General features: G+C 37.3%; 28 protein-coding genes and 1 other RNA gene. 19 read left to right on the top strand and 10 right to left on the bottom strand.

The window, feature by feature from the left end; genetic code table 11:
* Nucleotides 1-8 precede the first annotated feature (8 nt).
* Nucleotides 9-1022, bottom strand: coding sequence for an HdrB C-terminal domain-containing protein (locus G6W45_RS04075; RefSeq protein WP_194167607.1), 1014 nt, complete (start codon nucleotides 1020-1022; stop codon nucleotides 9-11).
* 61 nt (nucleotides 1023-1083) lie between these two features.
* On the opposite strand from G6W45_RS04075, the gene G6W45_RS04070 reads away from it, so the two are divergent.
* The 4 genes from G6W45_RS04070 to rnpB all read left to right on the top strand — a co-directional run bounded on the left by G6W45_RS04070 (nucleotide 1084) and on the right by rnpB (nucleotide 4555).
* Nucleotides 1084-1905 (top strand): thiamine-phosphate kinase, encoded by an 822-nt coding sequence (locus tag G6W45_RS04070; protein ID WP_194167606.1) that lies wholly within the window; start codon nucleotides 1084-1086, stop codon nucleotides 1903-1905.
* Nucleotides 1883-3007: a tRNA pseudouridine(13) synthase TruD gene (gene truD / locus G6W45_RS04065; RefSeq protein ID WP_194167605.1), complete on the top strand. Its 1125-nt coding sequence runs from the start codon at nucleotides 1883-1885 to the stop codon at nucleotides 3005-3007. Before G6W45_RS04070 ends, truD begins: the two co-directional genes overlap by 23 nt.
* A 457-nt stretch (nucleotides 3008-3464) precedes the next feature.
* On the top strand, nucleotides 3465-4082 hold the full coding sequence (locus tag G6W45_RS04060; RefSeq protein WP_194167604.1) for a Type 1 glutamine amidotransferase-like domain-containing protein: 618 nt from the start codon (nucleotides 3465-3467) through the stop codon (nucleotides 4080-4082).
* A gap of 146 nt (nucleotides 4083-4228) precedes the next feature.
* An RNA gene (gene rnpB / locus G6W45_RS04055) (RNase P RNA component class A) lies at nucleotides 4229-4555 on the top strand.
* Nucleotides 4556-4569: 14 nt separating this feature from the next.
* Here the strand turns inward: rnpB and G6W45_RS04050 are convergent.
* Genes G6W45_RS04050 through flaG form a run of 4 tightly spaced genes read right to left on the bottom strand, consistent with a single transcriptional unit; the run spans nucleotide 4570 to nucleotide 7329 of the window.
* On the bottom strand, nucleotides 4570-4797 hold the full coding sequence (locus G6W45_RS04050) for a hypothetical protein (protein ID WP_087585975.1): 228 nt from the start codon (nucleotides 4795-4797) through the stop codon (nucleotides 4570-4572).
* A complete protein-coding gene (fliS, locus tag G6W45_RS04045) occupies nucleotides 4790-5161 on the bottom strand; it encodes a flagellar export chaperone FliS (RefSeq protein ID WP_072594313.1) in 372 nt (123 codons plus the stop codon). Before fliS ends, G6W45_RS04050 begins: the two co-directional genes overlap by 8 nt.
* 9 nt (nucleotides 5162-5170) lie before the next feature.
* Nucleotides 5171-6931, bottom strand: a complete 1761-nt coding sequence (gene fliD, locus G6W45_RS04040) for a flagellar filament capping protein FliD (protein ID WP_085657268.1) — start codon at nucleotides 6929-6931, stop codon at nucleotides 5171-5173.
* Nucleotides 6932-6933: 2 nt separating this feature from the next.
* Nucleotides 6934-7329 carry a flagella length regulator FlaG gene (gene flaG, locus G6W45_RS04035; protein ID WP_194167603.1) on the bottom strand — a complete coding sequence of 132 codons (396 nt, stop codon included), beginning with the start codon at nucleotides 7327-7329 and terminating at the stop codon, nucleotides 6934-6936.
* A gap of 120 nt (nucleotides 7330-7449) precedes the next feature.
* Here flaG and G6W45_RS04030 point away from each other — a divergent pair, with 120 nt between their 5' ends.
* The 14 genes from G6W45_RS04030 (at nucleotide 7450) to G6W45_RS03965 (ending at nucleotide 18929) form a co-directional block, all read left to right on the top strand.
* Entirely contained in the window at nucleotides 7450-7794 is a 345-nt protein-coding gene (locus G6W45_RS04030; protein WP_194167602.1) for an ornithine carbamoyltransferase, read from the top strand.
* On the top strand, nucleotides 7791-8357 hold the full coding sequence (rsmD, locus tag G6W45_RS04025) for a 16S rRNA (guanine(966)-N(2))-methyltransferase RsmD (RefSeq protein ID WP_194167601.1): 567 nt from the start codon (nucleotides 7791-7793) through the stop codon (nucleotides 8355-8357). The genes G6W45_RS04030 and rsmD overlap by 4 nt, the downstream gene beginning before the upstream one ends.
* Before the next feature lie 64 nt (nucleotides 8358-8421).
* Nucleotides 8422-9474 carry a flagellar basal body P-ring protein FlgI gene (locus G6W45_RS04020; RefSeq protein WP_194167600.1) on the top strand — a complete coding sequence of 351 codons (1053 nt, stop codon included), beginning with the start codon at nucleotides 8422-8424 and terminating at the stop codon, nucleotides 9472-9474.
* Nucleotides 9474-9773 (top strand): rod-binding protein, encoded by a 300-nt coding sequence (locus G6W45_RS04015; protein WP_054196705.1) that lies wholly within the window; start codon nucleotides 9474-9476, stop codon nucleotides 9771-9773. The genes G6W45_RS04020 and G6W45_RS04015 overlap by 1 nt, the downstream gene beginning before the upstream one ends.
* Before the next feature lie 58 nt (nucleotides 9774-9831).
* Complete coding sequence (locus tag G6W45_RS04010) at nucleotides 9832-10035, top strand: flagellar biosynthesis anti-sigma factor FlgM (RefSeq protein ID WP_187424106.1); 204 nt, start codon at nucleotides 9832-9834, stop codon at nucleotides 10033-10035.
* A gap of 13 nt (nucleotides 10036-10048) precedes the next feature.
* Nucleotides 10049-10480, top strand: a complete 432-nt coding sequence (gene flgN / locus G6W45_RS04005; RefSeq protein WP_194167599.1) for a flagellar export chaperone FlgN — start codon at nucleotides 10049-10051, stop codon at nucleotides 10478-10480.
* A gap of 3 nt (nucleotides 10481-10483) precedes the next feature.
* The gene (gene flgK / locus G6W45_RS04000) at nucleotides 10484-12355 is read left to right on the top strand and encodes a flagellar hook-associated protein FlgK (protein ID WP_087580149.1); all 1872 of its coding nucleotides are present in this window, start codon (nucleotides 10484-10486) and stop codon (nucleotides 12353-12355) included.
* Complete coding sequence (locus G6W45_RS03995) at nucleotides 12352-13119, top strand: TIGR02757 family protein (protein ID WP_194167598.1); 768 nt, start codon at nucleotides 12352-12354, stop codon at nucleotides 13117-13119. Before flgK ends, G6W45_RS03995 begins: the two co-directional genes overlap by 4 nt.
* 66 nt (nucleotides 13120-13185) lie before the next feature.
* Nucleotides 13186-13722 carry a superoxide dismutase family protein gene (locus tag G6W45_RS03990; RefSeq protein WP_103582861.1) on the top strand — a complete coding sequence of 179 codons (537 nt, stop codon included), beginning with the start codon at nucleotides 13186-13188 and terminating at the stop codon, nucleotides 13720-13722.
* Nucleotides 13723-13877: 155 nt separating this feature from the next.
* On the top strand, nucleotides 13878-14639 hold the full coding sequence (locus G6W45_RS03985; RefSeq protein ID WP_194167597.1) for a TSUP family transporter: 762 nt from the start codon (nucleotides 13878-13880) through the stop codon (nucleotides 14637-14639).
* 65 nt (nucleotides 14640-14704) lie between these two features.
* A complete protein-coding gene (locus G6W45_RS03980) occupies nucleotides 14705-15388 on the top strand; it encodes a F0F1 ATP synthase subunit A (protein WP_194167596.1) in 684 nt (227 codons plus the stop codon).
* 164 nt (nucleotides 15389-15552) lie between these two features.
* Nucleotides 15553-16974 carry an Asp-tRNA(Asn)/Glu-tRNA(Gln) amidotransferase subunit GatB gene (gene gatB / locus G6W45_RS03975; RefSeq protein WP_194167595.1) on the top strand — a complete coding sequence of 474 codons (1422 nt, stop codon included), beginning with the start codon at nucleotides 15553-15555 and terminating at the stop codon, nucleotides 16972-16974.
* A gap of 12 nt (nucleotides 16975-16986) precedes the next feature.
* Nucleotides 16987-17877 carry an NAD(P)H-dependent glycerol-3-phosphate dehydrogenase gene (locus G6W45_RS03970; RefSeq protein WP_194167594.1) on the top strand — a complete coding sequence of 297 codons (891 nt, stop codon included), beginning with the start codon at nucleotides 16987-16989 and terminating at the stop codon, nucleotides 17875-17877.
* Nucleotides 17874-18929 carry a glycoside hydrolase family 3 N-terminal domain-containing protein gene (locus G6W45_RS03965; RefSeq protein ID WP_194167593.1) on the top strand — a complete coding sequence of 352 codons (1056 nt, stop codon included), beginning with the start codon at nucleotides 17874-17876 and terminating at the stop codon, nucleotides 18927-18929. The genes G6W45_RS03970 and G6W45_RS03965 overlap by 4 nt, the downstream gene beginning before the upstream one ends.
* A gap of 80 nt (nucleotides 18930-19009) precedes the next feature.
* Here G6W45_RS03965 and G6W45_RS03960 read toward each other — a convergent pair whose 3' ends face one another.
* Genes G6W45_RS03960 through rarD (G6W45_RS03940) form a run of 5 tightly spaced genes read right to left on the bottom strand, consistent with a single transcriptional unit; the run spans nucleotide 19010 to nucleotide 24136 of the window.
* Nucleotides 19010-20215 carry an McrC family protein gene (locus G6W45_RS03960; protein WP_194167592.1) on the bottom strand — a complete coding sequence of 402 codons (1206 nt, stop codon included), beginning with the start codon at nucleotides 20213-20215 and terminating at the stop codon, nucleotides 19010-19012.
* A 16-nt stretch (nucleotides 20216-20231) separates the two neighbouring features.
* On the bottom strand, nucleotides 20232-21878 hold the full coding sequence (locus tag G6W45_RS03955) for an McrB family protein (RefSeq protein WP_194167591.1): 1647 nt from the start codon (nucleotides 21876-21878) through the stop codon (nucleotides 20232-20234).
* 54 nt (nucleotides 21879-21932) lie between these two features.
* Nucleotides 21933-22385: a hypothetical protein gene (locus G6W45_RS03950; RefSeq protein WP_194167590.1), complete on the bottom strand. Its 453-nt coding sequence runs from the start codon at nucleotides 22383-22385 to the stop codon at nucleotides 21933-21935.
* Entirely contained in the window at nucleotides 22378-23232 is an 855-nt protein-coding gene (rarD, locus tag G6W45_RS03945; protein ID WP_257639855.1) for an EamA family transporter RarD, read from the bottom strand. The genes G6W45_RS03950 and rarD (G6W45_RS03945) overlap by 8 nt, the downstream gene beginning before the upstream one ends.
* 16 nt (nucleotides 23233-23248) lie before the next feature.
* Nucleotides 23249-24136 carry an EamA family transporter RarD gene (gene rarD, locus G6W45_RS03940; protein WP_194167589.1) on the bottom strand — a complete coding sequence of 296 codons (888 nt, stop codon included), beginning with the start codon at nucleotides 24134-24136 and terminating at the stop codon, nucleotides 23249-23251.
* A gap of 144 nt (nucleotides 24137-24280) precedes the next feature.
* Here rarD (G6W45_RS03940) and G6W45_RS03935 point away from each other — a divergent pair, with 144 nt between their 5' ends.
* On the top strand, nucleotides 24281-25621 hold the full coding sequence (locus G6W45_RS03935) for a class II 3-deoxy-7-phosphoheptulonate synthase (RefSeq protein WP_194167588.1): 1341 nt from the start codon (nucleotides 24281-24283) through the stop codon (nucleotides 25619-25621).
* Nucleotides 25622-25638 lie beyond the last annotated feature (17 nt).

Genomic DNA, 25638 nt, shown 5'->3' with positions numbered 1-25638 from the left:
CTCTAGTTTTAGACTAGATTTACTTTTAGCGTATGCTCTTTTAGGCTTGCTGGAATTTTGCCATTTTCAAGCTCGATCAGTTCGCTAACTCTTAAAACATAAAAATCCTGCAAACTTTTGTTTGCAAATTTTTCAAGCTTTTTTGAAAGCGTGTCAAACATATAAAACTCAGCATCATTGCTAGCTAGTAAAAAATCAGCCCCACTATCAAACGCATTAAAGATGGTCTTGCTTGCAAGTGCAAATGCAAGCTTTTCGTTTACTTTTAAAAGCTCAAATCCACAAGGAAATTTATTGTTTAGATTTATAAAATTTGCTCTAAATTTATCTAAATTTTCAGGGATTTTATCGCTTATGGCTATTTTAAACTCTTTAAATTTATCCAAGCTCTTTATCTTTTCAAGCTCATTTTTTTGGGTTTCATTCTCTTTTATCCCTAAAATTTCTTTAAAAAACCTAATCGCTTCGGTATAAATTTCGCTTCCGCTAAAGATAAAATCATCAATCTTGCAAGCTATCAAAATGCCATTTTCATTGTTGATAAGCCTTATGATTTCATCATTTTTTTCTTTTTTATAAAGATGATGAGCCAGTATGATAGCAGCTGCACCTATAAAATTTGGCTCGTATTCTCTCACAAAATCAGCATAAAAATATGGCTTTAAGCTTACATAAAATTCTTTGCCTGCTTGATCACAAAATTTCTCAAATGGCTTAAATTTCTCCCAAAAGTCGTCATCATTTATCTCAAGATCTAAAACCGCTCGTTTTTCATCAAGTGGCGAAATCACAAGCTCGCCTACAAATTTTTCATATAAATTTACTAATGGTTCAGCAGTGCTCACTACGACATCATTTACTTTCACAAAGCCAGTTATTGGCTGAAAATACGGATCAATCTTTTTAATATGCAAAAATAGTTCATCAAGATTTGCGTAATCTAAAATTTCTAAAAAATATGGTTTAAAATACGACAAAATATCCTTTTTTGCATTAAATCTAAAAATTTCTATTTTTTGCATTTGACTCCTTTTTCGGCTTATTTTATCCTAAAATTAAAAGGAGTTTCATTATAATGGCCCGATGGATAAAGAAAATTTTACGATTGAATGCTTTGGTAACGCTTATATTGGCGATGATGCGGCTGTGCTTGGCAAGCAGGTCTTTAGCAAGGACATCTTTGCTGAAAACTCGCACTTTAAGCATGGCTGGCTAAGCCTTGAAGAGATCGGCTACAAGGCGATGATCGTAAATTTTTCAGATACGATCGTGATGAATGCTAGGCCAAAATTTGCGCTTCTTGGACTTAGTTTGCCAAAGAATTTTTCGCCGCAGCAAATCAAAGAGCTAAGCGGTGGCATAAACAGAGCGTGCGAGGAGTTTGGCGTAAAGATAATCGGTGGTGACACGATAAGTAGCAAAATTTTAAATATAAGCGTTAGTGTAATTGGCGAGCTAAATGGCAAAGCTGTGCTTAGAAAAAATGCGAGATTTGGCGATCTAGTGGCTTTTACTGGCGAGCTTGGAGGTAGCAAAAAGGGGCTAAATTCGCTTCTGAGGCTAGCTAAAATTTCAAAAAACTCGCGATTTAAAAAGCCTATTTTAAGAGATAAATTTTTCCACAAAGCAGCTCATCTTGTAAACTCAGCTATGGATATCTCAGATGGGCTAAATGCCGATCTTGCTAAGCTTTTAAAGGCTAGCAAAAAGGGTGCTAAAATTACAAAAAAGCTAAGTAAATTTGAGCTTAGTAGCGGTGAAGAGTATGAAATTTTATTTACTTTTAGTCCTAAAAATTTAAACGCCATCAAAAGGATCGCCGCAAAAACACGGACAAAGATTAATATCTTTGCAAAAATTTCAAATAAAAGGTTAAAACAAAATGCAAGAAACCACCACTTTTAAGCCACTTTATGCGCTGACTCATGCGCCCATAGAGGCCTATTTTTCTAAAAATTCAGATGATTTTGTCGTGCGTGAGATACCACTTTACGAGTTTAGTGGGGATGGCGAGCACTTGATCGTTGAAATTTCTAAAAAAGATATGACGACAAGCGACGCTTTACACGCTTTAAGCGAGGTTACAGGAGCTAAGATGCGTGATTTTGGCTATGCTGGGCTAAAGGACAAGCAGGGCATGACGACACAATTTATCTCAATGCCTCGTAAATTTGAGGGTACGCTTGCAAACTTTAGCCATGAAAAGATGAAAATTTTAAATTTAAGCGTGCATAAAAATAAGCTTCGTATCGGACATCTAAAGGGAAATAGCTTTTTTATCCGCTTAAAAAAGGTGCTACCAAGTAATGCCAAAAAGCTAGAGCAAGCATTTGTTAGTATCGATAAAATGGGCTATGCAAACTACTTTGGCTATCAGCGTTTTGGTAAATTTGGCGACAATGCCGAAACTGGCCTGGAGCTTCTTAAAAATGGGACGATAAACGGCAAAAAGAGCAAAAATGTAAAGCTAAACGACTTTTTGATCTCGGCATATCAAAGTGATCTTTTTAATCGCTGGCTTAGCAAACGCGTGGAGATTTCGAGGCTTGCGCAGGATTTTAGCCTAGGTGAGCTAGCTCAAATTTACCCGTATCTTGACGGCACGATTTTGAAAAATTTAAAATCGCAAAAGAGATTTTTTAAGCTAATTGAGGGCGAAGTTTTGGGGCACTACCCGCACGGCAAGTGCTTTTTGTGCGAGGATTTGGATGCGGAGGGCGCGCGCTTTGACGCTAGAGATATCACTAGCTGCGGGCTGATCGCGGGTGCGAAGGCGTATGAGGCGCAGGGCGCAGCTAGGGCAGTAGAGGATCAAATTTTCTCGCAGGCAAATGAATACAAAGCTAAAATGACGGGATCTAGGCGCTTTGCGTGGTGCTACTTGGAGGATGCGAGCTACAAATACAACGAGGAAAAAGCGCACTTTATGATAAATTTCACGCTGCAAAAAGGCAGCTACGCGACTGTTGTGCTAGAAGAAATCTTGCATAAAAATATCTTTGAGTAGGGCGGCGGCTTGTCTTGCGAGCGCTTTTAAATGATTTTTGCGTCTATGCTGGTAACTGCAAGCAGAGTATAAATTTCGCTCTGCGATAGGCTACATACCTTATCTTGGGACGAAATTTACTTCTTTTGTTTAGCTACGAGCATAGTGACACAGAAAACATTTAAAACCATCTCGCAAAACTTCGCCTTAACTTTTAAGTTTAAATTTCACAAATCAAAATTCACCTCGCCTGACGCTCTTTAAAAGCTGTGAGCCAAGCGGTACAAAAATACTTTACTTTATTGTTTTAAATTTAAATTTGTGGCTAAATTTATCAAATTTTTGCACCAAGATCCTTATCCTAAAATCGCTAAATTTTACCCGTAAAGCAAGATGCGCTGGCGACGCGAAACACAAGTGTTTCTAAGCTCGTTTGGATATAATGGGTTTGCAAATTTATATTTTAAAAGGATTAAAAATGGCAAATATTTTTCTTTGCTCTTACTTTGCGGAGGTTGCGAGCAAGATTAATGAAGTGGTAAATTTTCAAGGCAAAGATATTGTTTTTATAGATACTGCGGCCAAATTTGAAGAGGTAAATTTCTACGTCGGCGAAGCGGTGGAAATTTTAGAAAATTTTGGTGCGAAGCTAAGACGCCTTGACGTCTCTTGCGCCAAGAATTCGGCGGCACTAGTATCTAGCCAAGATGAGCCATCTTGTGAAGATGAAATTTTATCTGCCATTAGTCAGTGTGATATCATTTACGTTAGCGGTGGAAATACATTTTATCTGCTTAACGAGCTGCGAAAATCGTGTGCCGCCCAAGCTATAAAAAATGCAGTCAAAGCGGGCAAAATTTATATCGGTGAGTCGGCGGGAGCGATCGTGGCCGCACCAGATACGAGATATGCTACGCTGATGGATGAAAATAGCGCGAAAACGAGTGATTTTACAGGGTTAAATTTGGTTGATTTTTACATCGTACCGCACTTTGGTTGTGAGCCTTTTGTGGAAGCTGCACGCGAGACAATGAAAAAATTTGGCAATTCTTGTGATTTGCGTCCTATAAATAATGCTGAATTTATTGCGCTTTGAGATAAATTTTTAACAAAACATACGCTAAATATTTACTCAAAGCACTCTATCTGTTTGCAAATCTGCCTTTTAAATAAAAAACATAAAGTTAAAAGTCTAAAGCTTTTAAAGCTAGAAATTTAAGCCAAAGCCGCTATAATTTCGCTCTGGCACGGTAAGCGATCGCTTTTGATTTTTGAAAAAGAGGAAAGTCCGAGCTGCGATAAGACAAGGTTCCATCTAACGGATGGCTAGGGAAACCTAAGGGATAGTGTAACAGAAAGTAGACTTCCGCTTCGGCGGTAAAGGTGAAACGGCGGAGTAAGAGCCCACCGGCACGCTTGGTAACTTGCGTGGCCATATAAACCCAACCTGCAGCAAGAAGGGATGGTTTTGGTCTTATATTAAAACCCTTCGCTAGAGCTTGTTTGTAAAAGCAAGCGTAGATAAATGATCGCTCAAGACAGAACTCGGCTTAACGCCGTGCCTTTAAATTTATAAAAACAGATTAGTTTGTTACGTATTTTTGAGCTTTTTGTAGTTTTATAAGCTCATTTTGGATGTGTGAAGACTTGCTTTTTAAAAGCTCTATTGCACCGCCAATTAGTGCTTGTGCTTCTTGTGCCAAAGCTAGGCTCGTAAACATATCTTCACTAAAATTTTCTGATAAAGCAGCTATCTTGCCTGTATCTTCGTTTATCAATGCTAATTTAAATTCATTAATCCAACTATTCACCTGATGTTACCTCTCTCCATGCTTCTGATAGTTGCTTTACGACATTGGTTACTTCATTTAAGGCTGCGACATCATTTTGTATATTTGCCATAGCAAGAAGCTGCATCTGTCTTGTATAGAGGCCGCTAAGATAGTGGGCTACGTCGCCTTGAGAATAATCAAGCGAATTTAAAAGCTCAACAAAAATAGCGTTTGTCCTATTAATATAATAAACTTTTTTCTCTATATCTCCAGCTTCTATCGCCTTTTTTGTACGAAATATAAATTTTAAAATTCCGTCATAAAGCATTTCTATTAATTTAGTTGGGGACTCTATGCCCCCAAAACTAGACTGTGCGTATGCACTATATGCACTTTGATTCATCTTTCTCTCTTATTTTCTACTATTTATCTCTGCATCGATCATTGATTTTAGTGTCGAGAACTGATTTTCTAAGCTCGCGATGATAGCGTTATACTTGATAAAACGCTCTTGCATTGTTGTGTACTTTTCATCTAAAAGCTTTTGTGTGCTCTCTTTGTTTTTTGTGATCGACTCGTTTTCGTCTTTTAACTGATTTTGCATAGCAACCATCGTACCACTTTTGCCAACGACACCATCAAGCATTTTAGCTAGCTTTGTAAATAGCCCATCTGTCTTTTTGGTTACTGGATTTATGGTAGCTTCATTCATACCTAGAGCTGTTAAGGCTGAATTTTTACCTTTTACCTCGATATTTTCGCCATCGCTTCTTTTTAAGACGATTCTTTTACCACTTTTATCAAGACTAGCTGTAACTCCAGTTATGCCAGCGTCATTTATAGCTTGTTGAAGCTTTAGTGCGTTCTCTTCGGCTGTGGCTGTGGCTGTAGTTGAGAACGTAACTGACTTGCCATTTATCGTAAGATCACCAGCTTTTATGTCTAGTGCTCCAGCGCTAACAGTCGATGCTCCCATATAGCTTATTGGCTCGATCTTGCTTGATCCCATGAAAAATTTCTGAATCTCTTCAGGATCTTTGCTAAGAGCTGCATTTAGTTTATTTAGATCAAGCTGAAGTTGTCCGTCTTTATCAGGCACTATGCCATATTTACTTAATGCTTTGCCTTCGCTATCTTGTCCATTTACAAGACGACCAATGTTTGATCTTAAGCTTGAAATTTCGCTAACGCCTTGGAAAGTGCCAGCTCCCTTTTCCTCGTCATATTTTGTGGCTATACCAAGGTTCATGGTCATTAGGTTGTAGTCTTTGATAAATTCTTCAACCGCTTTTATTACCTCTTTTGTATCCTGAGAGACGCTTACGTTTGTTTTACCAGTTTCATTTAATGTAATAGAAATTCCCGGCCTTAAGTCGTTGAAGGTATTTTTGCTTCTTTTTACATTTACTCCGTTATATGTAAATTCCGCATCTTGTGCCTTTAAAATTCTATTTTTTTCAAAATTTGATGTCATCTTTGGTGTACCATCAGGATTTGTTAGTAGAGTACCATTTGCATCTTTGTCCTGAAACTGCGTACTATCCCAGCCAAGCTTATCTAAAACACCAGCCGTATCATTTGAAAATTTAATAGTCTGTGTTGCGCCAGTATTGCCTGATTGAAGCATGATTTGATTTGGTTTATCTCCGCCAACATTTAAAATTCTAGCTTGTAATTTACCACCACTGATATCATTTATCTTGTCTACAATATCTTGATATGTGGTTGATCTAGTTACGCTAATAGAAAATTTTTGTCCATCGATTTCAACATCAAAAGAGCCGTTGTTTGTCGCACCTACTAAGCTTGAAGCGTTTTTGAAATTTGAGCTTTGAAATGTATCTTTTTGAGCAAGTTTTTGCACATCTATACTAAAATTTTGCACGCTAACGCCATTTGCTGCTGAGGCTGTTACGCTTTTGCCAGCATTGTTTGTAGTTCTTTTTAGATAAAGTGCCTCTCCGCCAAGTGTTTTGCCACTTACGTTTACGTTGCTAACTAGAGTTTTTAGCGCTGCAAGGTCTTTTTGCTTTAGGTCATTTCTCTCTAGCCTTTTTGTTAAAGGCTTGATCTGTCCTGCTTCATCTGCTTCTTTTAATTTCTTGATAAGATCGTCATTTAGTCCGCTATTTTTTGTACCGATTCCTAAATTTGTTACGTTACCTACTGCCATTTTTAACTCTCCTTGTCAAAAAGTATTCCGATACTTTCCTTGAAATACTCGCTTATTCTTATAGCTTCTTTGCTTGGAAGTTGTGTTATCTCCTCGCCAGTTTTAGCGTCTTTTACTTGCACGACCATTAAATTTAGCTTCTCGTTGTAAGCAAATCTTACATTAGTATCGAGCTGCTGCATTTGATAGTTTAGTCTGTCAGTGACCTCTCTTGTTCTTTTGGCAAGCTCTTCGTTGCTAAGTCCGTCTAGCTCGTTAACATCTTTGGTTTCATTGTTTTTATCAGCACTTAATTTAACATCAGAATGCTCGATAGGTCTGCTATCTATTTGACGCTGAGTAGATGTGCTCATGCTCGTATCTAGTACCTGATTTGCTGCTGCCTTAAAGATTTCCATAGTTTTACTCCTTAAAACTTACGTTAGCTTCTACATCGGTAAAATTTTAAAATCCTTTAGTGTTTATACAAATTTTTGATTATTTAGGCTAAAATCGAGCAAAAATTTATAGGAAGAGATATGAAAATTTCATTTGAGTGCGAGTGTATTTTGCTTCAAAAGACACTGTTGCTTTTTTGTGGAAATTTGGCTGCTCATCATAAGGATTGTGATTTTGTAGTGAGTGACCGCGAGATTGCGACAAAAAAACCACTATTTATAATAGGGAAAAATGCTCATCTTTCTCATCCTTTTAACAAGACGACACTTCTTGATACGCTTGAAGAATTTTACTCAGCTATGCAAATTTCAAAAGCAAATGAGCTAAATGAAGCTAAAAATGAAAAGGGCTTAGAAGAGAAGATTTCACTTTTGATAGATAAATTTAAAGCCGATTTACTTGAAATTTTAAGGGCAAATCAGTGAAGCTTTACACTAAAATTTCAAGTGGTAAATTTAAAGGCAAAAGGCTTGAACTTCCAAGTCTAAGCACGACTAGAAGCACAAAAAGCATCGTAAAAGAGTCATTTTTTAACGTCATTAGAGATGAAATTTACTCACTTACATTTATAGAGGGTTTTGGTGGAAGTGGCGTGATGGCAAGCGAGGCCGTTAGCAACGGAGCACGTGAGGTTATCGCTATCGAAAAAGATAGAGCCGCTTTTAAGATCACGCAAAGCAACCTTGCAAGCCTAGAATGCTCAAATTTAAAAGCGATAAATGGCGATACTTTTTCTGTCTTGCCTGATCTTGTAAATTCTCAAAGTGGTAAAGTCTTGCTCTACCTTGATCCGCCATTTGACATAAGAGCTGGCTTTGATGATATCTACGAAAAACTTGTAAATTTAATCTCGCAGTTAAAAAAAGAGAAAATTTATATGATAGTTTTTGAGCACAACAGCGACTTTAAATTTAGCGATGAAATTTCTACATATAAGCTTGTAAAATTTAAAAAATTTGGAGCTACTTCGCTCTCTTACTTCCAATAATTTATAAAAATTTGGAACATCTTTTGCTTTAAAAACCTAAAATAGCTAAATTTTAGGAAAAAATATGAAAAAATTTTTATCTTTTGTAGCAGCTTCAGTGATAGCTACTTCAGCCTTTGCTACGCAGATAAAAGAGCTTGCAAGCATAGTTGGCGTAAGAGATAACCAGCTAATAGGCTACGGCCTAGTTGTCGGACTAAACGGCACAGGTGATGGCTCAACGTCAAAATTTACGATCCAGTCTTTATCAAACATGCTTCAAGGTGTAAACGTAAAGATAAATCCAGATGATATCAAGTCAAAAAACGCAGCTGCTGTTATGGTAACAGCTAAGCTTCCTGCATTTGCAAGGCATGGCAATAAGCTTGATGTCGTTATCTCATCTATTGGCGATGCAAAAAGTTTGCAAGGTGGTACTCTTCTAATGACGCCACTAAAAGGCGTTGATGGTGATATTTACGCTTTGGCTCAGGGTGCTTTAAGCATCGGTGGTAAAAGCGTGGGTAGATCAGGTGGCAATCACCCGACCGTTGGCTCTATTCTAAATGGAGCTTTGGTTGAACGAGAAGTAACTTATGATATTTACAATCAAGATAACATAAGACTAAGCCTAAAAGATACAAATTTTAAAACTGCTCTTGATATCCAAAATGCTATAAATGCAAATATTTCTGATGATGCCGCAAAGGCGATCGATCCAAGAACGGTTATCGTTAAAAAGCCAGATGATGTTAGTATTATCGAGCTTGCAAGCGCTGTGCTTGATCTTGATGTGGAGTATAAGCCAGATGAGAAGATAGTGGTTGATGAAAGAACTGGCACGATAGTAAGTGGCATAAATGCTGTGGTTAGTCCAGTTGTCTTAACGCATGGTGCAATCACAATAAAAATAGAGCCAAATAGCTACGATGAGGCAGCGCAAAATGATGTAAATATAGGAAGTGATACGTCTGTCGCACCTAGTCAAAATTTACTTAAAATTTCAGGCGAAAAAACAACCGTTGCAAACGTAACAAGAGCTTTAAATAAGCTTGGGGCAACACCAAGCGATATCATATCGATACTTGAAAATTTAAAGCGAGTTGGTGCGATACAGGTTGATTTGGAGATAATATAATGCAAATAGATAACACCTTAGCGCTAAATTCATACAATGAAATTTCAACAAATAAGATAAAAAATGCAAATGCTAAACAAGATGCACTTTTAAAAGAGCAAACCGATGCGTTTGAGGCATATATGGTAAAGGCTGTACTTGATATTGCTTTAAAAGAAGATGAGCACAACTCGCTATATCCAAAAGCTGCTGGTAGCGATATCTATAGGTCAATGTATAACGATGCAATGAGTAAAGCATTGAGTGGAAATCTTGGTTTTTCAGAACTTTTGTACGATTTTTTAAAGAGAGACTCTTAAGTAAATTTATATTCTGCCGATGTAGTGATATAAATATTTTATTTTAAGAGGTATGAATATGATAACACCTTTGAACCAAAGACCAAATTTTCAGGCAAATACGCTAAATAAAAATAGCGATGCCAAGGTCGAAACTCAGAGTAAAGAAGTAAGAACAAACGAAAACGCAAAGCTAAAAGAGATAGCTGATGCCATAGCAAATGGCACTTATCAGGTTGATATCTCAAAAACGGCTAGGGCTGTGGCTGATGCGCTGCTGTAATTAAGGAATTTAAATGATAAAAAAGCTTTTGGACGAGGCTATAGGCGAGCTTGATGAGCTCATAAATTTAACCATACAAGATATCGCAAATATAAAAGAGGCTAAGCACTCAAGCGTTGATGAGAGTGTAAAGAAAAAAAATGCCTTAGTTCGTGCATTTGAAGATACAAAAAGAGCACTAGATAAAGAGCTTTTAAAGGTATCAAAAGAGAGCGGTACGACTACACTTGCTACTGTTTTAGACGATGAAGTGAAGTCAAAGCTTGTACTTATGCGTTCAAAGCTTGAAAATTTACATAAAGTTAATAAAGAATATGCAAGACATGTTGTTGCTGTTAAAGAATTTTTTGACTCACTTAATGAAAAAATTTTTGGAACTAAAACAAGTGAATACGGCCAAGATGGAAATAGCATAGATAATAATTTTTATAAATCAAGGGTTTAAAAAATGGCTAATATTTTTATGTCATTAGGCACGGGTGTTTCAGGACTAAATGCGGCCCAGCTTCAAATAAGTACAACCGGAAATAATATCGCAAACGCTGATAGCAACTACTATACAAGGCAGCGTGTTGTCCAATCCGCATCTCCAGCGATGAATACAGTACCTGGCGGAGTTGGTACAGGCACGCAAGTAGATACTATAACAAGGCTTCATGATGAGTTTGCCTACTCAAGACTAAAATACTCATCGTCAAATTTAGAAAATACAGCCTATAAACAAAGAATTTTGCAAGAAGCTACAAAATATTTTCCTGATCTAAAAGATAATGGAATGGTAAAGGATATTCAGGAGTATTTTTCCGCGTGGAATAACTTTGCTTCAAACCCTAATGCAGGTGCTCAGAAAGTAAATTTGATAAATAAAGCAAGTGTATTGACTGCAAGTATCAACCGCTCATCAAAGATGCTTTACGATATGCATGAAAAGATTGATGAAACGATAAAAATAAATATAAAAGAGATAAATTCGCTAGGCAGACAAATAGCAAACATTAATAAGCAAATCCAAAGAATAGAATCAGGCGCGGATGCTGGTATAAAAATAAATGCAAATGATCTTCGTGATAAACGTGATGAGCTTGAGCTTGCTATGTCAAAGCTGGTAAATACAGCAGTTTATAAAAGCGATCTAAAGAGCAATTCTAGGGTAGATACAGGAATAACAGATCAAGGAAAATACTACAATCTAAACATTGGTGGCGTAAGTATCGTTGATGGTGTAAATTTTCACGAAATTTCTATGAGTTCAACTGAAAGTGGACGATATACAAAAATTTATTATGAAAGAGAAGATGGCAGAAGAATCCCAATGGAAGAAAAGATCACAGGCGGTAAAATCGGAGCTGCACTTGATCTTAGGGGCCGAAACTACGAGCCAGATAATGATAAATTTAGCGACGGAACGATCCAAAAATACATTGATAATTTAAATACATTTAGTAAAACATTGATAACAAGTACAAATAATATCTATGCCGAATCCGCAGTTGAAATTTCTAACTCAGATCCGATAAGTTATTTAGAAGGCGATAAGACGTTGATGAATCATGATAATAGTATAAGAAACGGAAGTTTTGAAGCTATTGTTTATGATAACAAAGGCAATGTCGTGGCCAGAAAAACTATAAATGTAAATGGTACGACGACGATGAATGATACAAGATATGGCAACTCTATCGTCAAAGACTTTAACTCAAACTCAGATGACAATAAAGACAATAATATGCTAAATGACGTTGATGACTTTTTTGAGGCGTCATATTTTTATGATAAAAATACTAAAAAAGGCACATTTTCTCTCATTCCAAAACAAGCTCAAGGGCTTTATAGCATATCAATAGTCGATCACGGTACAAATTTTCCAGGCGCTGTTGGCATAAATAGATTTTTTTCAGGTACTGACTCAAATAGTATCGGCATAAATCAAAATTTTACCCAAGACCACACAAAGCTTCGTGCCTACTCAAAGCCAGTTATCGGAAATAATGAGGTTGCAAATAAAATGATCCAGCTTCAGTATCAAAAGCAGACCTTTTACTCAAGTGGCATAGCACTTGATAGAGATGAGACGATCGAGGGATATTACCGCTATCTTACGACTGACATGGCGAGTGATACAGAGGCAAATAATACTATCCACGACACAAATACGTCTTTGCAAAAGACAGCTGAAGAGGAATTTCAATCAACAAGTGGCGTAGATACCAATGAAGAGCTTACAAATTTGATCCGCTTTCAAGCAAGTTACGGCGCAGCGGCAAAGATCATCACAACCGTTGATCAAATGCTTGACACGCTTCTTTCACTAAAACAATGAGCGAGCTAAAGAGCCTTTTAGACTCACACGTAATTAGTAAAAATACAAATTCGGGGCTATTTGACGCCCCGGATCCTCTTCAAGTAGCTACTAAATTTAAAGAGCCAAACATAGCACTCATTTGCGCGTTATTTGCTTACGGCAACGCAAAAATGATAGTGAAATTTCTAAATTCGCTTGAATTTAGCCTGCTTGATGAGAGCGAGCAAAATATCAAGAAAAAATTATCAAATTTTAAATACCGCTTTCAAAATGAAAACGACGTAAAAGAAATTTTTATCACACTTTCACGCCTAAAAAAAGAGGCTGATATTGAGCAAATTTTGCGCCAAGGTCTTGCAAAAAACGGCGAGATGATAGAAGCAGTAAATGAGCTTATTAAATTTATTTATGGGCTAAATTCTTACCGCTCGGACGGATATGAGTTTTTCTTTGGCAAGAGCTTTAGTAAAGAGCCACAAAGCCCATATAAACGATACAATATGTATCTTCGCTGGATGGTTAGAGATAGCGACATTGACCTTGGGCTATTTAAAAATTTACCAAAAGATAGGCTTTTGATGCCACTTGACGTGCACACGCATAGGGTTTCTTTAAATTTAGGACTTATAAATAGAAAGAGCTACGATTTCAAAGCAGTCATGGATCTTACAAAAAAACTTAGAGAATTTGATGAGCTAGACCCGATAAAATACGACTTTGCACTTTATAGAATAGGGCAGAGCAAAGAGCTAGAAACTATCGTAAAAAATCTCAATCAATAAAAATTATTGCTAAATTTTTAAATTTAGGGTAGACTTGCCATACAATTTTATCCATAAGGAGCTTGTATGAAAAAAATCGTTTTACTAAGTGCAGTTTTAGGAACTTTGCTTTTTGCTCACGAAGGTCATCACTTTGATCCAAAGGCTGGCGAACATCTAGTTATACCTGTTAATGAGCTAAGCGAGAAGGGCGACAAGAGTGTCGGCGAAGTAGTAGCTGTTAAGACAAATTACGGCGTTGCATTTTTTCCAAATTTAAAAGGACTTACTGCAGGACTACACGGCTTTCACATCCATGAAAATGCTGACTGTGGTGCGACTGAAAAAGGTCTTGGCATGAAAGCAGGCGGTCACTGGGATCCAGCTGGCACAAAGATGCACTCTTTTGCTTGGGATGACAAAGGTCACAAAGGTGATTTGCCAGCACTTTATGTAGATGCTGAGGGCAATGCGAACTATCCAGTACTAGCTCCAAAGATAAAAAGTCTTGATGAGCTAAAAGGTCACTCACTAATGGTTCATGTTGGTGGCGACAATCACAGCGACAACCCAAAAGCCCTTGGCGGTGGTGGCGCTAGAATGCTTTGTGGCGTTATTAAGTAATCACTTTAGTAAGCGAGTCTTTGGGCTAGATCTAAAGGCTCGTTAAAATTTATAAATTTTAAAAATCTCTCATTTCAAATATAAAAATTTTACAAAAAGATAAGTACAAATAAATTACAATCTGCTTTTATTTCAATTATCAAAAGAGTAAAAAAATGGAATTTAATCTACTTAGTTATGTTGTTTTTTTTGTAGCCGCGTTTTTAGGTGGTTTTATCGATTCTATCGCTGGTGGAGGCGGCCTTATAACGCTTCCAGCTATTATGGCGATGGGCGTACCACCACATCTTGCGCTTGGTACAAATAAGCTTCAAGGTGTCTTTGGCAGCTTTACAGCGACTCTAAATTTCACAAAACGGGGATTAATTAATTATAAAGAGTGCTTTGTAGGTATCGTTTTTACTTTCATTGGAGCTATCATTGGAGCAGTGGTTATTCTATTTTTAAATACAAATTTTTTAAAGATAATTATCCCATTTTTGCTGATTGCTATTTTCATCTACACGCTTTTTATGCCAAAAGTCGGCGAAAATGATAGAGCCGCAAAGATGAATGAAAAGCTATTTTATGTAGTTTTTGGGCTGATACTTGGCTTTTATGATGGTTTTTTTGGTCCAGGAACAGGCTCTTTTTGGACATTTGCGATAGTGGCATTAATTGGGCTAAATTTAAAAAAGGCCGTCGCTCATACAAAACTCTTAAATTTTACTAGCAATATCGTTGCTCTTGGCATTTTTATAGCTGGCGGACAGATGCTTTGGGCTGTTGGACTTTTGATGGCAGTTGGTCAAATTTTAGGCGCATATTTTGGATCAAATCTTGTCATTAAAAAAGAGGTTAAATTTATTAGAACAATGTTTCTAGTGGTAGTTGCAGTGACTATTTGTAAATTGATTTTCGATTATTTCAGAGTTTAAAATTAAAAATGTTTTAACAATAATTTTGTTACAATCACGCAAAATTCTAAATCCAAGGTAAATTAATGAAAGATTTGTTTCTATTTTCAAATTTTCTAAATAGCTCCCACGCCTTTATCTATGCGTTTCACTTTCTGCTTGTGGCTTTGATTGTTATCATAGTTGCTTATATAGCAAGGAGTAAGATGCAACTTGTGCCAAGAGGTCTTCAAAATATAGTTGAAGCTTATTTGGAGGGCGTTATATCGATGGGAAGAGATACTTTAGGCAGTGAAAAACTAGCTAGGAAATATCTTCCACTTGTTGCAACTATCGGTTTTATTGTATTTTTTTCAAATGTTGTAGGTATTATTCCTGGATTTGAGTCACCAACATCAAGTCTAAATTTAACTCTAGTTTTGGCTTTAGTTGTATTTATTTATTACAACTTTGAGGGCATTAGAGAAAATGGATTTTTTAAATACTTTGGACACTTTATGGGGCCGAATAAATTTCTAGCTCCTATTATGTTTCCAGTTGAAGTCATCTCGCATCTTTCACGTGTAGTTTCGCTATCATTTCGTCTTTTTGGTAATATCAAGGGAGATGATCTATTCTTGCTTGCGATGCTTACACTTGCACCTTGGTTTGCTCCGCTTCCAGCTTTTGCGCTTCTAACGCTTATGGCTGTTTTGCAAACATTTATCTTTATGATGCTAACTTACGTTTATCTAGCTGGTGCCATTGCTATTAGTGAGCACGAGCATTAAAATTTAAAGCCATATTTTTATATGGCTTTTTCCTTTTTAAAATTCTTTAAATTCCTAAATCACATTCTTTATTTTTCCAGTCAAAACGCTCATTTTTAGATATTTTAAAAGAAAGTATCGCTAAAATACGCCTTAAAAATTTGTATAAATTTAAAGGTAAAAATATGTTTGAAGTCGTTATTGGTTTAGAAGTTCACACTCAGCTTAATACAAAAACTAAAATTTTCTGCTCTTGTTCAACTAGCTTCGGTGATGAGGCAAACACTCATGTTTGCCCAACTTGCCTAGCACTTCCTGGAGCACTACCTGTGCTAAACAAAGAGGCTGTAAAAAAGGCTATCAGTTTTGGCACAGCGATAAATGCTAAGATAAATAAAAAATCAGTCTTTAATAGAAAAAACTACTTCTATCCAGACCTTCCAAAGGCATATCAAATTTCTCAGTTTGAGATACCTATCGTAGAAGGTGGCGAGCTAATAATCGACGTAAATGGCACTAAAAAACGCATAGGTGTAACTAGAGCGCATCTTGAAGAGGACGCTGGAAAGAACATCCATGAAGAAACCGAGAGTCTGGTTGATCTAAACAGAGCTGGCACGCCGCTTCTTGAGATAGTTAGCGAACCAGACCTTAGAAGTAGCGACGAGGCGGTGGCTTATCTTAAAAAATTGCACTCGATCCTTCGATTTTTAAACATCAGCGACGCAAATATGCAAGAGGGAAGCTTCCGCTGCGACGCAAACGTCTCTATCCGTCCAAAAGGCGACACCAAGCTTTACACAAGAGTTGAGATAAAAAATTTAAACTCATTTAAATTTATCCAAAAGGCGATCGACTACGAGGTAGAGCGCCAAAGTGTAGCGTGGGAGGATGGCAAATATGACGAAGAGGTCTATCAAGAGACAAGGCTGTTTGACACGACAAATTTAGTGACAAGATCGATGCGTGGCAAAGAGGATAGCGCGGAGTATAGGTATTTCCCTGACCCTGACTTGCTGCCAGTTGAGATCCCAGAAGAGATGTATAACGAAGCGATAAAAATTCCAGAGCTTGCCGAGCAAAAGGTCGCAAGGTACGTGAGTGAGCTAGGCGTAAAAGAGAGTGATGCTCTAAATTTAACTCAAAGCGTTGAGATGGCTAGATATTTTGAAGAGCTGATCGTCGCTGGAATTCAGCCTAAACTTGCTACTACGTGGCTCATAGTTGAGCTTCTTGGTCGTTTAAATAACGGCGTAACGATCGAGACAAGCCCAGTTAATAGTGCTAAAATGATAAATTTACTAAAGCGCATAGAAGATGGAACGATAAGCGGCAAGGCTGCAAAAGAGGTTCTAGACTACCTAATGGAAAATGACGCGGACGTCGATAGTGTCATCGAAAAGCTTGGCTTAAAACAAGTGAGCGACGACTCAGCTATCATCGCGATCATAGATCAAATTTTGGCTGCAAACGCCGACAAAGTAGAAGAGTATAAAAACGGCAAAGATAAGATGTTTGGCTTCTTTGTTGGTCAGGTGATGAAAGAGGGCAAGGGTGCCTTTAACCCAGGCAAGGTCAATGAGCTTTTAAAGGCCAAAATAGGCTAAAAAAGGGCTAAAATGAGCATAGCAGTCATCGGAGCTGGCAAGTGGGGCAGTGCGCTGTTTCACGCATTTAGTGAGAATAACGAGTGTGTCATCAGCTCAAGAACGCCAAGAGAGATGCCAAATTTTGTAAGCTTGGATGAAGCTTTGGAGTGTGAATACCTAGTCTGCACGATCCCAACGCAAGCTACAAATTTATGGCTAAAACAAAACTACAAAAACAAAAGTCAAAAGATCCTAGTTGCCAGCAAGGGCATAGACACGGCAAATCTTAAATTTTTAAATGAAATTTATGAAGACTTTGTTGATAGAGAAAATTTAGCCTTTCTTTCAGGGCCGACCTTTGCAAAAGAGATCATGCAAAAGCTGCCTTGCGCCTTGGTGGTAAATTCTAAAAACCAAAATTTAGCTTCAAAATTTGCCTCATTTTTCCCAAGCTACATGAAAGCATACACCTCTGATGACGTGATCGGTGCTGAAGTGTGCGGGGCGTATAAAAACGTGATCGCCATAGCTGGCGGCATCTGTGACGGCCTTGGTCTTGGTAATAACGCAAGGGCGAGCCTCATTTCGCGTGGGCTTGTAGAGATGGCTAGATTTGGTAAATTTTTTGGTGCAAAAGATGAGACATTTATGGGGCTAAGCGGTGCAGGAGATCTTTTCTTGACCGCTTCATCGATACTTTCACGCAACTACCGCGTAGGCCTTGGCATCGCAAGGCACGAGAGATTAGAGAAAATTTTAAATGAGCTTGGCGAGGTGGCCGAGGGCGTCGATACTGCAAGGGCTATTAGCAAGATCGCCAAAGAAAAGGGCATATATGTGCCTATCGCTAGTGAGGTTGAAAATATGCTAAATGGCAAAGACGTTTTTGAGAGCGTAAAATCGCTTTTGGGAAGAAGATGAGAGCTTTTAAATTTATACTTTTTGTAGCCATCTTTGCTCTGGGGCTAAATGGCGCTGAGGTGAGCCTAAGGGCCAAAATCTCGCAGATGATAATGGTTGGCTTTAACGGAGCTAGCACAAAAGACGCTGCGTTTCGCGCTATGCTAAGCGACGCTGGATATGAGAGATTTGGTGGTGTGATGCTACTTGGTAGAAATGTCACCAACAAAGCCCAGCTAAAATCTAGTATAAAAGCAATCAAAGAAAAAAGTCCTAAAATTTTTATCGCTATCGACGAAGAGGGCGGCAATGTTAGCCGCATGAAGGATAAGAGCTTTGATGGCCCATATCCTAGTGCATATGAGGTCGCAAGCACGCTTGATATCAAAAGCGCATACGATCTCTACTCAAAAATGGCTATAAATTTAAAGGAGTGTGGCATAAATTTAAATTTCGCCCCAGTGGTTGATCTGCACGATGAAAACTCGCCGATCATCGCTGCTAAGCAAAGGGCGTTTAGCGAGTATGCAAGTAAGGTGGTGATCTATGCTGATGCTTTTATGGACGCATTTAAAGAGCAGGGCATCCTAACGACGCTTAAGCACTTCCCAGGACATGGCAGCTCAAAAGAGGACTCGCATAAAAATAAGAGCGAAGTCACGCTAAGTAAAGATGCGCTGCTACCATATAAAGACGCCATAAGTACTGGTAGAGCGCAGATCATCATGGTCGGGCACCTTTTTGTAAAAGGCATCGACGAGGACAATCCAGCCACGCTTTCTAAAAAAATAATAACTGATCTCTTGCGAAATGAGCTTAAATTTAATGGCGTAGTTATCAGTGATGATATGCTGATGAAAGGCGTTGGCGACGAAGCTTTGGCGCAAAAAGTGTTGAAATTTATAAATGCTGGTGGAGATATCTTGCTTTTTAGCGAGTTTAAGATAAACAACCAAAGAACAGCTGATCTAGTGGCTCAGATTATAATCAATGCTGTAAATGAGAAAAAGATCAGTAAAGAGCGAATCGACGCTTCATATAAGAGGATAATGGCCCTAAAGGCGAAACTTTAATGGTTGCTCTGATGAGTTGCAATCCACTTACAAAGAAGTAGAAAATTAGAGTGGAATTTTAAGAGACTTTAAAAAGTACTTTAGACTAGTAAATTTCTAGAAATCTCATCTTTTTCTAAATCAAAGTATAAAATTTCAAGCCGCATTTCATCGTCGTATTTAAAACCCATAGACTCTTGTTTTACCCCATCTATTTTTGGATATATTAGATAGAGCCTGCCGCAATTATATTTTTTACCATAAGCATATAGCTGATATAAGTCGGCTTGTGAGATGTCATCTCTTGACTTAACTATCTTCCACTTTGTGTCGGCTATATAATTTTGATTTTTATATCTTAAAAATATATCTGGTTTTAACCCGAAGTCTCTTTTTGGTTCTTCAATAAGATATTTTCCTGAATGCTGCAATATAGCATCCGGAAGCTTTTTCTTTATAAAATTTTCGACATAGCTTTCAAAAAGTCTATTCATATCAAAAAGCAGGGCAAAAGCCACATCGCTACCTCTATATGGACTAAACGACTTATTTTGTAAAAATATCTTGCTCCATAAAAGCGCTTGTTCATAGTGTTTTGTTTGGCGATTTAGTTTTAATCGGCTAAAGTCCGCGTTTATATCGGAGCTAGATGAAATTTCGTCAAAGATAAATAAATATTCCCTAATAAGCCGTTGATTTTTGCTTGATTTTGAGCGTCTGTATAAAAACTCAAGCGTACTTTTTATGAGGCGATTTTCGGCTCTATCTATGGAAAATTCCTGATAGCAAACGCAAAATCTCTCTTTATGGACGATATTTTTACGTATTTGCTCCGAGATTTTTAGCTTTCCTTTTAAAAATTTTAGATTATCTTCTAGCTCTACGTAGTCGCTTTTTATGCCTATTTTTATGAGTTTTGATACTTCGTCGAGGAACATTGATATAAAAATTTCAAGAAGCGGTAGATTCAAGCTTTTTAAATTCGCTATGTTTATATTTTTAAATGGATGGTTTTTTAAAGTTTTTAACATTCTCAGTAAAATTCTTTTAGAATTTTCTACTGCTTCTTTATTGTTGCCATTGTCATTATCATGGATCTTGGGAAGTATTTCAAGGCTATCGCCACTTTTTGTCTGAATGATACCGACGTAGTTTTGAGCTTGTAAAAAATCGCCCTTTTTATCTCTGCCGAGCTTTAAAAACTCTACTGCAGCAAAATTTTCTCTAGTAAAGGCATCTACGGCGTTAAATAGGTCTTGGTCGTCTTCTGGGCGAAATTTTTCAAACTCTATTAAGTATTTGGTCATTGCTTTGCGTTTTGTTTCATTCGTAAATTTTTATATAGTTTTCTGGCTCTTTAAAGGCTTCAAATTTTATCTCATATAAAATTTTATCAGTTTCGTATTCTTTGCCATCCAACACAAGCAATTTTCTATCTTTCTCTTTTTCTTTTATAAACCCATTATCTCCTAGTACTAGCCTTATCTTTTCCCAATCGTCATAAAAATACTCTTGTAGTAGCGGTAAAATTTTATTTTTAAAGATTGAGGCTAGCTCTGATATATCCGCACCATCTTTTAGTGACATAAAATAGGCATGTCCTATCGTGTGGTCTCTGTCATAAAGATACTCTATGCGTTCGTTTATCGTTTTTAGCATTTGTCCGATATCTATGCCAGCAACTTCTTTTAGATTATTGTATTCTGGCATCATCTCCACAAATTCAAACCTTCTTCTAAGTGCCGTATCCATAAGGGCTATGCTGCGATCCGCCGTATTCATCGTGCCTATTATGTATAAATTTGACGGCACTCCAAATTTTTCTTTTGAGTATGGTAGCTCCACCATTATCTCATCAGTCGCTCCGAGCCTTTTTGATGGCTCTATAAGAGTTATGAGCTCGCCAAAAATTTTCGATATATTTCCGCGGTTGATCTCGTCTATTATGATTGTATATTTTGGTGTTTTTTCATTTAAAAACTCTTGTTGTTCCTCTTTTGACAAAGTGCAAAATTTGTCGAGTCCATCCTTGTATCCAGCCAAGTGTAAAGCGTCCTCGCAACACTGATAAAAAATACCTTTTTCTATCTTATAAGATATCTCGTTGTCTTCGTTACCGTTTTCTCTATCAAATACAGGTTTTATACCCTCAACAAATTCTTCATATCCATAGCTTTGATGAAATGTGATAAATTTTATCTGCCCCTTTTCTACATACTCTTTAAATTTAGATCTATTATCGGAAGCATTGCCTTCTATGATTTCTAGTGCTTTACGAACAACGCTATATGTCTTTCCAGTTCCTGGAGGGCCGTATAAAATTTGATTAAGTGGATAGGTTGGTATTTTATCGTCATTTGTCATTTTATATCCTTTATTGTCGCTATTATTTTGTCTGTTGTTTTCTATATTTTTATAAAATTTGTCATATGCCAGCCTATATACATTTGTTAGTGCATTAAGTAAGCTTGTGTAGTCTAGAGTTGTAAATGTCTCTATATTTTCTATGGCAAAAAATATATTTTTTTCAAATTCAAATTCAAATTTATCAAGTTTAAAACCATCGATATGTATCTTTTTGCATTCTGACTCCAAGAAGTTATATATTTCATCTTTTAGTTTTTCTTCTGTTTCGCTTAGTTTTGTATCGATTAGTCCTATGGATACATAAAAATTACTTGGTTTTGCTAAAACGGCAAAATAAATAACTAAATGTGATTCGTTCTTAAAGGGCTTATATCTATTCCATATATATTCTGAAATATTTCCACTATTTTGCCACATCCCATAATCTACAGTCTCAAATCCATTAAATATATCTTTAGAAAAAGTTATTAAATTTTTACGAAAGTTACTTAGCTTATAACGTGTTGTTTTGTCGTTTTTGCTATATTTTGTACCTTGTTTGTATCTATTTGTAAAATACTTAAACTCATCTAAAATTTCATTTTTTAAATTATCGCTTATCATGCTTCTATCCTTAGTTTTTGTTATTTTATATCTTTTAGTCTTTTGGTCGTCTTTTTATAACCCATCAAACTCTCTCTTTAGCTCCTCTCTTAGCTCTTCGGCTCTATCTTCGCCGTTTTTGAAATTTGCCCTTACAAAGCCATCGAGCTCGTCCAAGATCGTAAAGAGTTCGCTCTCCCAGCTTAAATTATCTTGCTTTGATAAAGTTTCTAATTTTTCTCTTATTTGCTCTAAGGCATCTAATGCTTTATCTTTTTCAGACTCACTATTTAGCGCATCTTCAAATAAAATATCTTGCCTTAAGGCGTTTATTTTTTTAAATATTACGTTGCAAAATTTTGGATATTTCTCAGCATTGCTTAAATTTTCTAAAACCTCTTGCGTAGCCTTTTGATAAGCTGGCACCGCTCCCTCTTCGTCGAGCTTTCTGGTTAGTTTTTGTATCTGAAAATATAAAATAAGCGCTGCAAAAAACGCAAGTAGTAGATAAATCGTCACATTATTCATTTTTACTCCTTTTTCTAAATTTATCTATGCTAATTATCGCAAGTGCCAGCCAGATCATGCAAAACGAGATGACCTTGTAGCCGTCTAAATTTTCGCCGTAAATGAAGACCGCACAAAGGATCGCGATGGTTGGTGAGATGTATTGCAAGTAGCCAATCGTTGTTAAATTTATCCTTGTTGCCGCTGCGTTAAAAGCGACAAGTGGCACGATGGTTACGATGCTTGAAGCAATCATTAAAAGTGAGTCTTCATTTAGTCCAAAGTGGCTTTTATCTAAAAATGCTATGTAAAGGACGTAAGCAAGTGCAAATGGGAACATAAAAAATGTCTCTATAAAAAGCCCGTTAAATGCGCTAATCTTTGCCATCTTTCTAACTGCTGCGTAAAATCCAAATGAAAGTGGCAAAATAATGGAAACTAATGGCAATCCACCTTGGGCATAAATTTGTACACTAATGGCTAAAACGACTATACAAATGGCTAAAATCCCGCTTTTATTTAGCCTTTCTTTAAAGATGATAACGCCAAGGAGCATGCTTATTAGTGGATTTATAAAATAGCCCAAGCTTGTGTCAAGAATTTTTCCATTGCTAACCGCATAGACATAAACGCCCCAGTTTGTGGTGATAAATATGCCACTCAAAAATAAGGTTTTTAGCGAACGAATATCTTTAAGTAAAGTAAAAATTTCTCCCATTCTGCCACTAAAATAAAGCACTCCAGCCATTAAGAAAAATGACCAAATGACTCTGTGGGCTAAAATTTCATAAGCATCGACATCTTTGCTAAAGAGGTTGAAATAAACCGCCAAAAACCCCCACATAAAAAAGGCGCTAAGCGCGAGAATAACGCCTTTTTGGCTCTCATTTAGTCTTGGTATTTTTGTCGCCTTTTATAGAATTTATACTATCTATCATCAAAAGTGTGACCGAGATGGCTAGGCAGATCATTAAAAAGTATGAGCTTTTCTCCAGTCTCTCGCCGATAGCAAATGAGACAAAAAGCATCATTATAGGCTCAAAATATGTAAGCAAACCTAGTACATTTATCGGCACGAGCGTGCTTGAGAGGATCTGGGCGATGAGGGCTATGCCGCTGATAGCACCAAGCAAGATGAGCAGATAGTAGATGTTTGGATTTTGGCTCATCACGTAGTTCATATCGGCTGTGAGCGCAAAATAAAATGAGAATAAAAACATAAAAATTATCTCTATAACAAAGCTTGAGAAATTTGCTAGGTTGTAGTACTTTCTAATGGAAAAATAGACTGGATAAAGGCAAAAAACTACAGCGCTCTCCCACGAGATGCCACCGCTAATGACTGCTGTGCTAAAGACGCCAAGGGCTGCAAAAAATATCGAGGCTAGCTTTGTTTTAGAGAGGTGCTCTTTAAAAAATATCCGTCCAAAAAGGACCATGACTATTGGCATGATGAGGTAGCCGATAGAGACTTTTAGCGCTGATCCGTTGCTTGGAGCCCAGAGATAGAGCCACATCTGAAATGAGACAATGAGCGAGGTAGCTAGTAAAACTAGTAAAATTTTAGGTTTTAGCTTTATTTTTAGAAGTAAAAATTTGAAATTTCGCTGCTGTTTTAACAAAAAAATGGCTGCGATGACAAAAGGCATGGCAAAGATCATGCGGTATCCAACAAGAGCTTGCGTGCTGATGGGGTTCATGAGCACTGACATGTAGTAGATGCAGTTAAACAAAACAGATGCCAAAAGCGAATAAAATATGCCTTTTATCATGAAAAAATTCTGCTCCTTTTTGGGTAAATTTAAAGTAGCGATTGTAGGCAAAATATCTTTAATAGCCCATTAATGGCTTTTATTTTTTAAGTTTGCCGTGATATAATCAGCGTCTAATTTAAGGCAAAAAAGATAGGAAAATAAATGACTTGGAACCGCGATAGCTGGAGAGAATTTAATATCTTGCAACAACCAAATTACCCAGATTTAAAAGAGCTTAAAGAGGTCGAAGAAAAATTAAAATCGCTTCCTCCTTTGGTCTTTGCTGGCGAGGCTAGAAGTTTAAAAGAGGAGCTTGCAAAAGTTTGCAATGGCGAAGCATTTTTGCTTCAAGGTGGCGACTGCGCTGAGAGCTTTACAAATTTTAATGCAAACAACATCAGAGATATGTTTAAGGTTTTACTTCAAATGGCAATAGTTTTAACCTTTGCAGGTGGCTATCCAGTGGTCAAAGTGGGCCGCGTGGCAGGGCAGTTTGCAAAGCCTAGAAGTAGCGATTATGAAGAGGTAAATGGCGTTAAGCTTCCAAGCTATAGAGGCGACATCATAAATGGCTTTGAATTTGACGAGCAGGCAAGGATCCCTGATCCAAAACGCATGATAGAAGCTTACTATCAAAGTGCTTCTACGATGAACCTCTTAAGAGCCTTTTCAAGAGGAGGTTTGGCTGATCTTCATCAGGTGCATAAGTGGAATTTAGGCTTTGTCAAAAAGCCAGAGATCGGCGAGAAATACGCAAAACTAGCTGACGATCTAACAAAAACTCTATCTTTCATGGCAGCTTGTGGCATCACTTCAGCAAATACGCCAGTCATAAATCAAACCGCGGTTTATACATCTCACGAGGCGCTTTTGCTACCTTATGAAGAGGCATTGACTAGGGTTGATAGCCTTAGCGGTGAGTGGTACGACTGTTCGGCTCATATGCTTTGGATAGGCGAAAGAACGCGTGGCATAAACGACGCTCACGTACATTTTTTAAGCGGTGTAAAAAATCCTATCGGTGTAAAGATCGGACCAAGTGCAAAGGCTGAGGATGTCATCGCGCTTGCAAATAAGCTAAATCCAGAAAATGAAGCTGGCAGACTAAATGTGATAATCAGAATGGGCGCTGATAAGATATGCGAAAATTTACCAAAAATTTTAAGAGAGCTAAAGCGAGAAGGGCTAAATATCGTTTATAGTATCGATCCGATGCATGGCAACACTGTAAAAACATCAAATAACTACAAAACCAGAGAATTTGACAAGATAATAAGCGAAGTTAGAAGCTTTTTTGAAATTCACAAAGCTGAGGGTACAAGAGCTGGTGGCGTACATCTTGAGATGACAGGTCAAGACGTGACTGAGTGCACGGGTGGGGCATTAAATATCACTGAAAGTTCGCTTGAGCAAAGATATGAAACACAATGTGACCCAAGGCTAAATGCTGATCAGGCGCTTGAGCTTGCATTTTTGATGGCTGATCTAGTCAAAAAAGCTTAAAATTTATAAAATTTGGA

This window comes from Campylobacter concisus, assembly GCF_015229955.1.
GTDB lineage: Bacteria > Campylobacterota > Campylobacteria > Campylobacterales > Campylobacteraceae > Campylobacter_A > Campylobacter_A concisus_AT.
Note: the sequence above shows the minus strand (reverse complement) of the source record. Positions and strands in the feature narration are given on the sequence as shown.

Coding starts and splice junctions, on each gene's coding strand:
- G6W45_RS04075 (WP_194167607.1), bottom strand. CDS start 1,022: ATGCAAAAAATAGAAATTTTTAGATTTAATGCAAAAAAGGATATTTTG.
- G6W45_RS04070 (WP_194167606.1), top strand. CDS start 1,084: ATGGATAAAGAAAATTTTACGATTGAATGCTTTGGTAACGCTTATATT.
- truD (WP_194167605.1), top strand. CDS start 1,883: ATGCAAGAAACCACCACTTTTAAGCCACTTTATGCGCTGACTCATGCG.
- G6W45_RS04060 (WP_194167604.1), top strand. CDS start 3,465: ATGGCAAATATTTTTCTTTGCTCTTACTTTGCGGAGGTTGCGAGCAAG.
- fliS (WP_072594313.1), bottom strand. CDS start 5,161: ATGAATCAAAGTGCATATAGTGCATACGCACAGTCTAGTTTTGGGGGC.
- fliD (WP_085657268.1), bottom strand. CDS start 6,931: ATGGCAGTAGGTAACGTAACAAATTTAGGAATCGGTACAAAAAATAGC.
- flaG (WP_194167603.1), bottom strand. CDS start 7,329: ATGGAAATCTTTAAGGCAGCAGCAAATCAGGTACTAGATACGAGCATG.
- G6W45_RS04030 (WP_194167602.1), top strand. CDS start 7,450: ATGAAAATTTCATTTGAGTGCGAGTGTATTTTGCTTCAAAAGACACTG.
- G6W45_RS04020 (WP_194167600.1), top strand. CDS start 8,422: ATGAAAAAATTTTTATCTTTTGTAGCAGCTTCAGTGATAGCTACTTCA.
- G6W45_RS04015 (WP_054196705.1), top strand. CDS start 9,474: ATGCAAATAGATAACACCTTAGCGCTAAATTCATACAATGAAATTTCA.
- G6W45_RS04010 (WP_187424106.1), top strand. CDS start 9,832: ATGATAACACCTTTGAACCAAAGACCAAATTTTCAGGCAAATACGCTA.
- flgN (WP_194167599.1), top strand. CDS start 10,049: ATGATAAAAAAGCTTTTGGACGAGGCTATAGGCGAGCTTGATGAGCTC.
- flgK (WP_087580149.1), top strand. CDS start 10,484: ATGGCTAATATTTTTATGTCATTAGGCACGGGTGTTTCAGGACTAAAT.
- G6W45_RS03995 (WP_194167598.1), top strand. CDS start 12,352: ATGAGCGAGCTAAAGAGCCTTTTAGACTCACACGTAATTAGTAAAAAT.
- G6W45_RS03990 (WP_103582861.1), top strand. CDS start 13,186: ATGAAAAAAATCGTTTTACTAAGTGCAGTTTTAGGAACTTTGCTTTTT.
- G6W45_RS03985 (WP_194167597.1), top strand. CDS start 13,878: ATGGAATTTAATCTACTTAGTTATGTTGTTTTTTTTGTAGCCGCGTTT.
- G6W45_RS03980 (WP_194167596.1), top strand. CDS start 14,705: ATGAAAGATTTGTTTCTATTTTCAAATTTTCTAAATAGCTCCCACGCC.
- gatB (WP_194167595.1), top strand. CDS start 15,553: ATGTTTGAAGTCGTTATTGGTTTAGAAGTTCACACTCAGCTTAATACA.
- G6W45_RS03970 (WP_194167594.1), top strand. CDS start 16,987: ATGAGCATAGCAGTCATCGGAGCTGGCAAGTGGGGCAGTGCGCTGTTT.
- G6W45_RS03965 (WP_194167593.1), top strand. CDS start 17,874: ATGAGAGCTTTTAAATTTATACTTTTTGTAGCCATCTTTGCTCTGGGG.
- G6W45_RS03960 (WP_194167592.1), bottom strand. CDS start 20,215: ATGACCAAATACTTAATAGAGTTTGAAAAATTTCGCCCAGAAGACGAC.
- G6W45_RS03955 (WP_194167591.1), bottom strand. CDS start 21,878: ATGATAAGCGATAATTTAAAAAATGAAATTTTAGATGAGTTTAAGTAT.
- G6W45_RS03950 (WP_194167590.1), bottom strand. CDS start 22,385: ATGAATAATGTGACGATTTATCTACTACTTGCGTTTTTTGCAGCGCTT.
- rarD (WP_194167589.1), bottom strand. CDS start 24,136: ATGATAAAAGGCATATTTTATTCGCTTTTGGCATCTGTTTTGTTTAAC.
- G6W45_RS03935 (WP_194167588.1), top strand. CDS start 24,281: ATGACTTGGAACCGCGATAGCTGGAGAGAATTTAATATCTTGCAACAA.